The following is a 12,813-nucleotide window of genomic DNA, read 5'->3' as shown; positions in this document are numbered from 1 at the left end:
ATTCAATTTAAGTTTGTAATTTTATCCCGTAAATGTGTTACAAAATATAAGGCAAAAAGAGAATTTATTTATAAATCATAATCAATTCAATTATGGCAAAATTTAGAGGCGCTGTCGTCGTTGACAAAGAAAAATGCAAAGGATGTAACCTTTGCGTGGTCGCGTGTCCTACCAAAACTCTTGACTTGGCGAAAGAGGTAAATGGAAAAGGATACCACTACTCCGAGATGGTAAACCCGGAAGCATGTATTGGATGTGCCAGCTGCGCGTTGGTATGCCCGGATGCGGTGATCACCGTTTACAAAATGAATGTACAATAAGAATAAAAACTACCGAAAATGGCAGAAGTAAAATTAATGAAAGGGAACGAGGTATTAGCCGAAGCTGCTATCCGTTGTGGATGTGATGCTTATTATGGTTACCCTATTACCCCGCAATCCGAAGTCATGGAGACTCTCATGTTACGCAAACCGTGGGAGGAAACAGGAATGGTCGTATTGCAGGCCGAAAGTGAATTGGCCTCTATCAACATGGTATACGGTGCCGCTGCTTGCGGTAAAAAGGCAATGACATCATCATCTAGCCCCGGTATCTCGTTGATGCAAGAAGGTTTAACCTACTTGGCAGGAGCAGAACTTCCCTGCTTGGTGATCGATGTAGTACGTGGAGGCCCAGGATTGGGAACTATCCAACCGGCACAAAGTGACTATTTCCAGGCAACCAAAGGTGGTGGTCATGGTGACTATCACTTGATCGTACTTGCTCCCGCTTCCGTTCAAGAAATGAACGATTTCGTAGGACTTGGTTTTGACTTGGCATTCAAATATCGTAACCCGGCCATGATCCTTGCCGATGGTGTTATCGGACAGATGATGGAAAAAGTTCAATTGAGCGAATATAAACCCCGCTGGACACAAGAAGAAATCGACAAGATGTCTGATAGCTGGGCTTTAACCGGTAAGAAAGCACACCGTTCTCACAACACGGTAACTTCATTGGAACTGGACTCTTACAAACAAGAGGTTTTCAACCACAAACTTCAAGAGAAATACAAAGCGATGGAAGAAAACGACGTTCTTTTCGAAGAAATTCAATGTGAAGACGCGGAATACATATTTGTGGCTTATGGATCAGCATCTCGTATTTGCCAAAAAGCAGTACAACTATGCCGTGAAAAAGGGATCAAAGTAGGTATCCTTCGCCCGATTACCCTTTATCCTTTCCCGAAGAAAGAAATTGCACGCTTGTCTAAGAAAGTTAAAGGTATCTTGACTGTAGAGATGAGTGCCGGTCAAATGGTAGAAGACGTTCGTTTGAACGTGGCCAATAACATCCCGGTAGAACACTTCGGACGTTTCGGAGGAGTAATCCCGACACCGGAAGAGATCGTTGAAGCACTTGAAAAACAAATTATAGGAGCATAAGCTATGTCAGTAGAATTAAAAGATATAATAAAAGAGGAGAATATTGTTTACAAGAAAACTCCCGTGCTTACCGATAACGTGATGCACTACTGTCCGGGATGTTCCCATGGCGTGGTTCACAAAATTATCGCGGAAGTGATTGAAGAAATGGGTATCCAGGACAAAACCATCGGTGTTTCTCCGGTAGGATGTTCCGTACTCGCTTACAACTATTTGGATATTGATTGGGCAGAGGCAGCACACGGACGTGCACCGGCCGTTGCAACCGGTATCAGCCGTATTCACCCCGATCGTTACGTGTTCACCTATCAAGGTGATGGAGACTTGGCATCTATCGGATGCGGGGAAATCATGCACGCTTGTAACCGTGGTGAAAACATCGTGGTAATCTTTATCAACAACGCAATCTACGGTATGACCGGAGGACAGATGGCACCTACCACCCTTTTGGGACAGGTAACCGCTACCACTCCTTACGGACGTGACGCTAAATTGAACGGATTCCCGATGAAATTAACCGAATTACTTGCACAATTGGATGGAACTTGCTACGTAACCCGTCAGTCAGTTCACACCCCGGCTAACGTGCGTAAAGCAAAAGCCGCTATCCGCAAGGCATTCGAGAATACCCGGAAAGACAAAGGAACTTCTTTCGTGGAAATCGTTAGTACATGTAACTCCGGTTGGAAAGTAACCCCGGTAGAAGCCAACAAATGGATGGTAGACAACATGTTCCCGAAATACCCGTTAGGAGACATCAAAGACATTTAATCAGTTCATAAAGTTCATAAAGTACATAAGGTCCATAAAGTCTCTGTACTTACCTTATAAACTTTACAACTTTATAAACCTTATAAACTCTAAAATTATGACAGAAGAAATCATTATAGCAGGATTCGGTGGACAAGGAGTTCTTTCTATGGGAAAGATTCTTGCTTACTCCGGAATTATGCAAGATCAGGAAGTTGCTTGGATGCCTTCTTACGGTCCTGAAATGCGTGGTGGTACTGCCAACGTGACCGTTATCCTGAGCGACGAGCGTATCAGCTCCCCGATCTTAACGAAATACGATACCGCTATCGTCTTGAACCAACAATCTATGGACAAGTTCGAAAGTATGGTAAAACCGGGTGGTACTTTAATCTATGACCCGAACGGTATCACTCACGAACCGACGAGAAAAGACATCAATATCTACAAGATCGAGGGAACCGCCATTGCCGCAGAGCAAGGTAACCCGAAAGTGTTCAACATGATCGTTCTTGGTGGATTCTTGAAGGTAAAACCGATCGTGAAACTTGACAACGTGGAAAAAGGTTTGCAAAAATCTTTACCCCCTCGTCATCACAAGATGATCCCGATGAACATCGAGGCCATCCAGACCGGAATGAACAGCGTTGAAGTTGTTAACCAACTATAAAACGAAATAACCCCGCCGGAAGGCGGGGTTATTCGTTTTATACCTCCTTATCTCCTCGCATTGCTTTCTCATTGCTCCTTCATCAACGTTTCGAAATATCAAATTTTCTTCTTTTTCTACTTGATAAAAATAAATAATAAATGATGATGCCTACAATGGGCAATAAAATGATACACAAAGTGAACACAACTTTATTAATCGGGTCTAAATCATTTCTTCTTAAAACTGAAAATAGACCTAAAACATCCACAACAATCAAGATTAACAGAACATACATAATCTAAATATTAAAATACAGTTAATTCTCCAACCTTCTTGGTAACATTATACCATCATTACATTGAAAGAGCAACTATCAATAACATAAATATCGTTATTCCTGCAAAATAATAATTTTTCATATTCAATCAATTATTTTCTCCAAAATCTCCCCCGCATCAACCATTCCCCCTACCATTCGTGACACCACGACACCATTGGGATCAATTAATACCTTCGTCGGAAACGAAGAAATATTAAATAAACGTACCACGTCATACTCGTCCCGTCCCTCGTTATTCAATATTTGAGTCCACGTCATCCCATCTTCCTTGACTGCTGTTTTCCAAAGTTTCCGGGCCTCGTTCAAATCTTTCACGTTCTCTTGGGCCACGTTGATAAAAACGACCTGTTTTTTGTACTTTTCATACAACTCTTTCAAATGAGGATGCGATGCCCGGCAAGGTCCGCACCAGCTTCCCCAGAAGTCCAGCAACACGTACTTTCCCCGTAACTTTTCAAGAGACACCGTTTTCCCGTTCATATCTTTCTTCACGAAATTCTTTGCCGGTTGCCCCGTTCTCGAATCCTTACTCCGCTCCAGACGCTGCGCGATCACCCGCCCGTAGGGACTTGCTTTCAAGTTTTCGGGGAAACGGTTATAAATATCTTCGGCCTCGTTCTCGTCAAACCAGATGTAATGTTCCCACAACTCCATCACCGAGATAAAACTATTCGGATTCTCCCGGATAAATGCCATGACCCGACGTTTTCCCGCATCCCATGACGCTTGGAACTCGTCCGGGTAATCCCTAATATCACCACCACGAATAATATTATCCATCACCAGTTGGTTATAACCCCGCTCGTCTGCCTCCAACAGATCATAATTCAGACGAACAAAATCATGAGAAATCGCTCCCCCTCTTTGCCATTCCAACTCGGCTACCTTCCCTTTCTCTGCATCAACCTTCACCACGGCAGCCTCTCCCGGAACAACGATAAAGTTGAAATGAGGATAATAATCATTCCCTCTTGCCGTGGGACAAGCTAGTTCTTCACACAACAAACGTACACTCGCTGCCACCGTATCTCGTCCCGCAAGGCTAATATCTATCATGTGATTATCGAACTCGTAATCTTCCCGTTCAAACTTTCCACGCAAGAAGTAAGAAACCGTCACTTTCCCTTTCTTCACCCCATCTATGGAGGCCCGCAGGCGGTATTCCTTCTTTCCCTCAAGATTCAACAGCGTCATGTAAAGCACTCGCCGATTCGTATTTTCAAACTCATCCAGATGATCCCGGAGTAACCCGGCCGCCAAAGTCTTTATAGCGTCATTCTCTTCTTGCAAGGCCCCCAAACCAAGCAATATGGAAAAACGATCCTTGGATTCCAGCGAGGCAAACTTTTCCCGGCAAATATCCAGATAAGCCTTCAAATCACCTTCCCAACGAACCCTCGCAATCTCATCCAATTCCGACATACAACCGGGATTCGCCAAAGCGGCCTTCTGAATCTTTGTTTCCAAATCCTGCAAAGCCTTTAAGTTTTCTCCCGTATCCGGGACTCCCTTCGCCATCACGAAAGGGATCATCTCTTGCCGTAGCCAATTATACAACAAAGGCTCGACAACCTCTTGTCCGTTTGCCTTGATAAAACGGTCTTTGTTGGCAAACACGTAATCGGCCTTCGGATCCTTGTAACTCAACGTGTAACGGGTATAAAGAAAGAAGTTTTCCGGTTTCACTCTCTTCTTATCCGATAGTTTATCAAAATACTCCTGTACAACCTTTCCACCGATCTCCCCGTTTCCCGTCTCCATCTGTAACAAAGCATACTCGTTCACCAACTCCGGTGTACGCTCTCCCTTCTCGTAACGACGTGTCAAACCTTCAGGCGACCATTTAGGATCAATTCCTTTCCTAATCTTGTCGACAAACTCATCCGCCGGACGGGCTCCTGCCGTTCGATAAACTTCCGTCCCATCCGCCCGTAACACCACGAATGTCGGGTAAGCCTTCACTTGATACTTCTTAGCTAACTCCACCCCTTCACCCTTCTCTGCATCCACTTTCAGATTCACAAACGTCCGGTTAAAATACTCGCCAACCTGATCTTGGGTAAATACCTCCGAAGACATCATCTTACACGGCCCGCACCACGTCGTGTAGAAATCAATGAATACCATCTTTTTCTCTTTCTCCGCAACAGTCTGCGCCTCCTTCATCGTCAACGACTTAAAATCAACTCCCTGAGCAAAAGATGACAGCGGTAAAATTACCGCTATCATCCAGAATAATATTAAATTTTTTCTCATACTTATTTCGTACTATTTCTCCAATCCATATCTTTCACCTTCACTAAATCCGTCCAATGACAACGCTCATCTGGTGTCAATTCAAATTTATTCTGATCCGTCCCTAACACATACTTCTGTAAAGTTCCCCCTGTCGTACTGTTATATGTCGCTATATACAAATCATTATACGTTGTATTCGACTGAATATCAAATTTCAACATAGTGATTTCATCATCCAGTTCCATCTTATACAATTTTTCATACCCCTTATTGTAATCATACGCATACAAGGTCTTTCCCACGGCATAAAGGAACATTGAACGTTTTGACGAAAAAGCAAACAATTTTGCATCATTTATCCCGGTCGCCAAAGAAGAATTTATGGCATAATAAGCTCGTTTATAAGCATTACTATAAGCATAGAACTTATAAATATGAAATTGATTGGTTTCAGTATCTTTCATCAAGGCAAATGAATTTCCGTTAGAACTTCCCCCCTCCGTATCCATCGTATTTTCTGCATACCATAACACCCGACCTTCCGGTTGAATCCACGGGAAAATATCTCCCGTTCCATCAGACAACTCTCGAGAATAAGTGTCAAACGTTCCAAAACGCAAGAAACGATTATCGTCCGTATCATAAAGCACCGCACCATACACGTACCCCGGAGACGAGAATATATAGGGATAAGCTTTGAACAACACATCCTGAGATTTTGAAGCCCTATTCATCGGATTCGGATAATACTCTCCACTATAAAGAGACACCATGAAAACATATCCGTTATCACAAACAACCATACGATTCGTGGACATATTTCCAGCTCTATTTTTAGCAATCATGTGTACGGGATTCAATTGCTCCGGCATTTCAAAACTTGAATAGACCATACGTTCGAAAGTATTTAAAGGATCGCCCTCAAATGTCGTCGTATTCACGTAATAGGAACGATCCTCCGTAGCAACCCATAATTTCACATACGGGTCCATAGACGCAGTATAAGCACTCGTGTACATAATACTTTTTGCTCCTCGCATAGGTGGCAATCCATTATTTGACAATAGGTTCTTCAACACGATCGTGTCACCCGGCATGGCAATCATGTCCACGTTCACGAATCCATCCTCATCCTCCCCAATCAAAAGGAATCCACGGGCAACCTCCGTTCTCACGACTAAAGAGGTATAATTCATCCACAACAGTCCGGTTTGCTTATCCCTCACTTTCAAATAAAGGGCGTAAGATCCCGGGTAAAGCTCCATAAAATACTTCAACTCCCGTTCCGTTCCTATCACTTCGCTAGAAAGATCACTAGCCACTCCCGGAACAGCTTTCCACTCGTACTCATATCTATCGGGTGTTAAACTGTCTAGTGAAAATAATAGCTTGGGTTTAATTTTCAGTGTATCTTTTTTAAAGATCATACTATAACCATCCCCCAGCTCGTCTATCACAATCTCATTCACCTCCGTGTAATCATAAGATCCCTTATCATCATAACAAGAAACTACGACACATGAAAAGGCTAACATCAAAAACAATATTATATTTCGTCTCATAACATACTATTTTATACATTCAACCTATTGTTCTGGTACCCAAGGTACTCCCACGACAGACGTCCAAGATACTCCCATGAACCACATCAAACGTCCATCATCCTCCAATACTGGAGTTCCTTTATCATAAAGCTCTTGTAGATAGTTAGCCATATGTTCTTGAATCACGGCTTGTTTCGCTCCCGGCATAGTTGCTTCAGTTTGAAAGTCTTCATACGTCAAATCAAACTGGTCACAAATCAACTTGTACTTCTTTACCGTGAAAACTCCCCAACGTCCACTTTCCGTATCTCCCGGCTGATCGTACACTCCCCCGATCCAACGAGCCGGTTTCACGATAAAGTCACTCATGATAATCTTATGCACGGAGGCATCAAATTCACTAGAACCTTCGCTAGACCACATTCCGGCTAACTTGCCCCATTCGGGAATACCGATAATAAAATCATTCGTTGGAAGGAGTCTTAAACCCAGCACTTTTTCAACCTCCATAATATTCTCGTTTCTTTTCAAATGGATAACCACATCCGCATAAGTCTGTCCGGCTTTAATCACCTGCATCTCCTCAAACGGTTCATAATTCTGATTCACCACAGCTGTGGTAGAATCTTTATCAACCACCATCTGGAAAGTCCGGTCATAATCCTTCACTCTTCCGGTTGACATCACTCTCACTTTCACCTCGTATGTATCTCCCAAAATGTTCACAAATTCGACGGGTGTGTAAGACTGGTTTGCCCATTTCGTCGTGTCTCCCCACTCGGCACCCCATTGCACGTAAAAGTAAACACCTTCTTCCCCATCATAATCTTTCACCTCTTTTTCACAACTGATCATTCCGATAGCCGCCCAAAAAAGAGCGATCATATATATTATCTTTTTCATATTCATGTCTTTTTAGTAAAACCATATTCCGTTTACTCCGCCCGCTGGCTCGTTTCACTATCCGGTAAGGGGAACACGTAACTATCCAAAGAAATATTCTTTATACTATTCACCGTACCTCCATCCGGGATGTGTTGCAAAGCATTCCGTTTATAATAGAAAAACAACTGTCCCTCACCAATAAATTCTCTCACATACTCGGCCCGAATCAAACTCTTTAACTCTTCCGCAGAAGATGCATTTTGATTCACGCAATTACGACTAAAACGCAACGGGTTAAAATACTTGTCTAAAGCCGTTTGTACATTAGTTTCACATTCTGCCGCAATCAAGTACAATTCGCTCATCCGAATCAGCGGAATCATATAACGATAAGCCTCCGACCCCGTCCGGGTTTCATCCATATACTTGATAAAATAGGTTACTTCCCGGTTATTCTCCACGGTAGATTCCCACATACGATAACGATAATCATTCTTATCATCATACGTTTCATTAACCCTACCCGTTGCCAGATCTCCCGCCATCGTCAATATACTCGTTGTCGCCAATGTCGGTACGAACAACGTCTTGTAAACAACATCCGGGCGAGAAGTATTGTAAAGAGAGAACAGTACCTCCGGAGAGAACACCCGGTCTGAATTAGCCTCCATGTAATCGGCATCAATCAATGGAAATAAAGGCGTATTCTTATCACTAACCTTTTCTATCACGGTTCGGGCATACTCGCCAGCCTTCTGCGTGTTTCCACTCCACAAATAGGCACGTGCCATTAAAGCATTTATTGCAAAATAATTCAACCGATACTGACGATAATTCATATCATTTGAACCAACCTCCTCCCCGTAATTCTTTGCCCCTTCGGTAATCACCGGATCAACCGTCAACAATAGACTGGCAGCCGTTTCCAAATCTTTAATAATATAACTCATCACGCTATCTGCCCGTAATAGAGGCTGCACGACACGATCCGCCACCGTCATATAAGGCATACAAACAGTTTCTTTACCCGTAGCCGACCAGATCGGACCGAACATTCTCAACAGATCCAAATGCATCATCGCCCGCAAGCCAATAGCTTCACCTTTAATCATACGATAATACTCGTCCGGTAGCACAGAATTTCCATTGCCACAATGCTCTATGATAGCGTTACAATTTGCAATCATAGTGTACAATCCTGACCAAATATTATCAATCTGAGTTTTATAAGTAGCATCCTCGTAGGAATAATCCATATAACGGGCATAAGCGTGATCTGCAATATTACAATTATAATATTGCGCCATCACGTCAATCATTCCCATTGTCAGATTACGACCGTACAAAGACGTCTTGTTCAATTCCGAATACACGCCATTTAGTGCGGTCATGAATCCCTCCTTATCCTTAAATAAGGTATTATCCATAATTCTATCTTCCGGGTCCACTTCCAGCCATGAATTACATGACACGAGTAATAATACCAACCCCGTGGCGAATACTGATTTTATCTTTTTTATTGCATTCATAATCAATCTACTTTAAGTCATTAAAACCTCACACCAAGGGAAAAAGCCACCGTACGGGCAAACGGGTAATCCAATCCCCGCTCATTTTTCACCGTGGAAATTCGGAATATATCATTCATGTACCCACGAATTGTCATGGAAGACGCTCCTATATACCTTAGCCATTTTGCTTGAGTCTCGTAACCCAAAGAAATAGACTCACCACTCAACGTGTTTTCATCCGCAACAAAACGAGAAGACATCGGGGTCGTTTCGGTCAATGAAATAGCTTTAAACTTACTCACGTCCCCCGGCTTTTGCCAACGATCGTACAAGGCCCGTTTATCCTGATTATACTTCAAAGCATTATCAGAAATATTCTCTACTTTATCATATAACGTGGATAAAAATATCTGACCACCTAACCGATACCGTAAATTAATTGAGGCCGTGAACCCTTTATAATAGAATGAAGTCCCGATAACACCTTCTACCTTAGGATCGGAATTTCCCACGACAACTTCATCCGCATAATCATGTACAAAAGTCTGCGTTCCATCCTTCTTGATAAAAATTTCCCGTCCGGTTGCCGGATCAATACCGGCGGAACGTACCGCCCATAAATCAGAAGGACTACCGCCATCGTAATATCTTGTCAGATTCGAACTTCTGTTATCTTGATTGTATTTATCCAAAGAATTCCCGATATTTTTATATTCGGACGTGATATGTCTGGCGTTCAGGTTAAAATTCCAATTCATATGCTCTTTCTGTAATATCGTGTAATTCAACACGGCTGTCACACCCTCCGTCACCTGTTTACCCAGATTCATCGGGGCTGTACTCGATCCCGTGGATGAAGGCATCTGCACGTAAACTAATAGAGGGTCGGTATTTTTAATGAAATAATCTACCGTTACCTTCAACCTGTTTTTCAAGAAAGCCATGTCAATCCCGTAGTTCTGATCAATCGTCTTCTGCCACTCCAGATTATTGTTTCCCCAAGTAGAGATTACAGCACTTAATCCGAATGGATTAGGATAAGCGGTAGAATACCCGTACACGTTCATTGAAATATAAGCATCGAAATTCTGGTTTCCGGGATTACCGATAGAAAAACGTAACTTCAAATAGTTAATCCAATCCTGTCCTTTAAAGAAAGCCTCGTTATGCACGTTCCAACCTAATCCAATGGCCCAAGTAGTCGTAAATTGCTGTGATAACCCGAAAACGGATGATCCGTCCGAACGAAAATTCGCATCCAGTAAATAGCGATTATCATAAGCATAACCGGCATTTAGATAATAACTAGCCGACCGTTTTTCCGTGTTGGAATAGTTCGGTTTGCCCCCAGAAGGATACCCCGTAGAAAAAGACGGATTAGAATAACGGTCATCAATAAATCCTCTTGAAACAAAGCCACTCGATTTGGCCTGATTAGATGCTAAACGTATACCACCCACGGCATTTACCATGTGTTTCTCATTAAATAACTTTCCGTAAGTCACATTAAAATCACCGTCGTAACTCAAGTTCTCTTCATTCGTCTCCGTGTAAGTTCCTTTCTCCGTAGACTCGGCACCGACAAAATCAGAGGCTTTCGGAGATTTAAACACTTCCGCTTTTGCAGATGATTTACTAATACTGAAACGTCCCTTTACCCGTAACTCATCATATACTCGCCAGTCGATCTCGAAATTATTTCTGAATCCGAAAGAACGACTTTCGTTTGAACTATTCAATATCATATCATACAACGGATTATACACGTTCAGAGTCTTCAGATATGAAGATGAATTAATGTCAGAATCCGTGTAAGTTTCCATAACTTGATCCGGCTCTCCATACTCGTTCAACTTCCGATGATACGGGTTCGCCCGGGAGAACTCAGAAAAGGACACATTCTCACGAGAAGACATCGTGTAATCCAGATTCAAATAGTTCGTGAACGCCACGGTTTTATAACGATACATCAACCTCACGTTACCATTCAACACATCACGATCAGAACCTTTCATCACACCTTGTGTCTTATTATAACTGAAACCAATCCCGTAACGCATCCGGTCATCCCCTCCCTCTGCAAAAAGATTATGACTATGAGAAGTTGCAAACCGCAAAGGTTCACTCATCCAGTAAGTATCAACCCCTCGTTTTACTTCCGCCAAACGCTGATAGTACAATTGCTGGTATCCCTCCGACACGATCTCTCCATTAACATCTAAATCTCCATAATACCCAGCTAAACGTTCAAACTCTAATTTCTCTGCAGAATTCATCAAATTGTAATCAGACAAATCTGCAAACGTGAAATTCAAATTTCCGTTATAATTCAACCTGAGCGTCCCTGCTGCCGGAGCCTTTGTTTCCACCACTACAACCCCGTTGGCAGCCTTCGCACCGTAAATAGCCGTGGCTGCGGCATCTTTCAGTACCGTAATACTCTCCACCCGATCCATACTCAAATCACTAATTGTAGCTAACGTCGTCTCAAAACCGTCCAATATAAACAACGGTTGATTCGGGTCTGTCTCGTACTCCTGTGTCAAACCAATCACGCTCGTTTTACCACGCACGTTAATATCCGGCAAACGGTTGGGGTCAGAACCAAACTGATTGTTCTCCATAATGGCAAAAGAAGGGTCCATCGTCTTCAGACTCTGCAACACGTTCGTGTTACCGATCGTCTTTAATTCCTTCGCCGTATAAGTTGTCGACGATCCTGTGAAACTCTCTTTCTTACGAGAATAAATACCCGTCACGACAACCTCGTCCAGTCCCTGTACTTCTTCTTTCAATACAACGGTCCACTCTCCGCTTTTTGGAATATTTTTATAAGAAATTGTTTGAGAAACCATCCCAATAAAAGAAAATACAAGTTCAGCGTGAGTTGTATCAGTAACAACAATTGAAAACTCTCCTTCCAATCCCGTCGTTACGCCTAACGTTGTCCCTTTTATTAATACCGTTACCCCCGGTAGCGGATGTTTTCCCTCGTCAACCACTTTTCCTTTTACGGTCACGGCTTTTTTATCCGTACCACGAGTAGACTGTTCCGTCTTAGCCACGATCACCACGATATTATCCTCGATATAAAAATCGAGAGACGTTCCTTCCAGACATTTTTTCAGAATATGCGTCACGTTATCAGAGGTAACATTCACGGAAATCTTCCCCACGTTCTTCACCACTTGATCATTGTACACGAAGGTGTACCCCATTTTCTGTTTAATTTCGTTAAAAGCAACTTGTAATTCCACGTTGTCCAGTTTGATCGTCGTTCGTTGACCCAGCGCTGTGGCCGTGAACGAGACAAACGTCATCAGTAGGGACAACATTGTTAACCTCATCATCAACAAAAAATTCCCATGGGCTCGCCTAAAAAACCCACTCGTTCTGATTTTTTTCATAACTTTGTATCATTAAAATTTCACATTGTGCCTCAGGCACCTTACTTAAACGGGGGATGGTC

10 protein-coding genes are annotated in these 12,813 nt (G+C 42.7%); 4 read left to right on the top strand and 6 right to left on the bottom strand.

The features are described from left to right. The first annotated feature begins 92 nt into the window (after positions 1-92). The 4 genes from I2I33_RS06045 to I2I33_RS06030 all read left to right on the top strand — a co-directional run bounded on the left by I2I33_RS06045 (position 93) and on the right by I2I33_RS06030 (position 2,844). Positions 93-320 carry a 4Fe-4S binding protein gene (locus tag I2I33_RS06045; protein ID WP_087420939.1) on the top strand — a complete coding sequence of 76 codons (228 nt, stop codon included), beginning with the start codon at positions 93-95 and terminating at the stop codon, positions 318-320. Positions 321-338: 18 nt separating this feature from the next. Continuing rightward, a complete protein-coding gene (locus I2I33_RS06040; protein WP_087420938.1) occupies positions 339-1,424 on the top strand; it encodes a 3-methyl-2-oxobutanoate dehydrogenase subunit VorB in 1,086 nt (361 codons plus the stop codon). 3 nt (positions 1,425-1,427) lie between these two features. Then, positions 1,428-2,195, top strand: coding sequence for a thiamine pyrophosphate-dependent enzyme (locus I2I33_RS06035; protein WP_087420937.1), 768 nt, complete (start codon positions 1,428-1,430; stop codon positions 2,193-2,195). A 97-nt stretch (positions 2,196-2,292) separates the two neighbouring features. Beyond that, a complete protein-coding gene (locus I2I33_RS06030) occupies positions 2,293-2,844 on the top strand; it encodes a 2-oxoacid:acceptor oxidoreductase family protein (RefSeq protein ID WP_027202853.1) in 552 nt (183 codons plus the stop codon). A gap of 82 nt (positions 2,845-2,926) precedes the next feature. Here I2I33_RS06030 and I2I33_RS20530 read toward each other — a convergent pair whose 3' ends face one another. The 6 genes from I2I33_RS20530 to I2I33_RS06000 form a co-directional block, all read right to left on the bottom strand. Next, the gene (locus tag I2I33_RS20530) at positions 2,927-3,121 is read right to left on the bottom strand and encodes a PLDc N-terminal domain-containing protein (protein ID WP_087420936.1); all 195 of its coding nucleotides are present in this window, start codon (positions 3,119-3,121) and stop codon (positions 2,927-2,929) included. A gap of 126 nt (positions 3,122-3,247) precedes the next feature. Next, a complete protein-coding gene (locus I2I33_RS06020; protein WP_087420935.1) occupies positions 3,248-5,422 on the bottom strand; it encodes a TlpA family protein disulfide reductase in 2,175 nt (724 codons plus the stop codon). Between the two features lie 2 nt (positions 5,423-5,424). After that, entirely contained in the window at positions 5,425-6,966 is a 1,542-nt protein-coding gene (locus I2I33_RS06015) for a PKD-like family lipoprotein (RefSeq protein WP_087420934.1), read from the bottom strand. A gap of 24 nt (positions 6,967-6,990) precedes the next feature. Beyond that, a complete protein-coding gene (locus I2I33_RS06010) occupies positions 6,991-7,851 on the bottom strand; it encodes a DUF4843 domain-containing protein (RefSeq protein ID WP_158572042.1) in 861 nt (286 codons plus the stop codon). Positions 7,852-7,883: 32 nt separating this feature from the next. Next, the gene (locus tag I2I33_RS06005) at positions 7,884-9,362 is read right to left on the bottom strand and encodes a RagB/SusD family nutrient uptake outer membrane protein (protein ID WP_087420932.1); all 1,479 of its coding nucleotides are present in this window, start codon (positions 9,360-9,362) and stop codon (positions 7,884-7,886) included. A 20-nt stretch (positions 9,363-9,382) separates the two neighbouring features. Continuing rightward, positions 9,383-12,751, bottom strand: a complete 3,369-nt coding sequence (locus tag I2I33_RS06000; protein WP_168044134.1) for a SusC/RagA family TonB-linked outer membrane protein — start codon at positions 12,749-12,751, stop codon at positions 9,383-9,385. Positions 12,752-12,813: the final 62 nt, after the last annotated feature.

It is taken from the genome of Butyricimonas sp. BSD2780061689_150309_C8 (assembly GCF_015560935.1).
Lineage (GTDB): Bacteria > Bacteroidota > Bacteroidia > Bacteroidales > Marinifilaceae > Butyricimonas > Butyricimonas paravirosa.
This window is presented reverse-complemented; position numbering and strand designations above follow the sequence as displayed.

Bases quoted from the DNA above. Each gene is read 5' to 3' on its own strand.
- I2I33_RS06045 (WP_087420939.1), top strand. From the start codon at position 93: ATGGCAAAATTTAGAGGCGCTGTCGTCGTTGACAAAGAAAAATGCAAA.
- I2I33_RS06040 (WP_087420938.1), top strand. From the start codon at position 339: ATGGCAGAAGTAAAATTAATGAAAGGGAACGAGGTATTAGCCGAAGCT.
- I2I33_RS06035 (WP_087420937.1), top strand. From the start codon at position 1,428: ATGTCAGTAGAATTAAAAGATATAATAAAAGAGGAGAATATTGTTTAC.
- I2I33_RS06030 (WP_027202853.1), top strand. From the start codon at position 2,293: ATGACAGAAGAAATCATTATAGCAGGATTCGGTGGACAAGGAGTTCTT.
- I2I33_RS20530 (WP_087420936.1), bottom strand. From the start codon at position 3,121: ATGTATGTTCTGTTAATCTTGATTGTTGTGGATGTTTTAGGTCTATTT.
- I2I33_RS06020 (WP_087420935.1), bottom strand. From the start codon at position 5,422: ATGAGAAAAAATTTAATATTATTCTGGATGATAGCGGTAATTTTACCG.
- I2I33_RS06015 (WP_087420934.1), bottom strand. From the start codon at position 6,966: ATGAGACGAAATATAATATTGTTTTTGATGTTAGCCTTTTCATGTGTC.
- I2I33_RS06010 (WP_158572042.1), bottom strand. From the start codon at position 7,851: ATGAAAAAGATAATATATATGATCGCTCTTTTTTGGGCGGCTATCGGA.
- I2I33_RS06005 (WP_087420932.1), bottom strand. From the start codon at position 9,362: ATGAATGCAATAAAAAAGATAAAATCAGTATTCGCCACGGGGTTGGTA.
- I2I33_RS06000 (WP_168044134.1), bottom strand. From the start codon at position 12,751: ATGAAAAAAATCAGAACGAGTGGGTTTTTTAGGCGAGCCCATGGGAAT.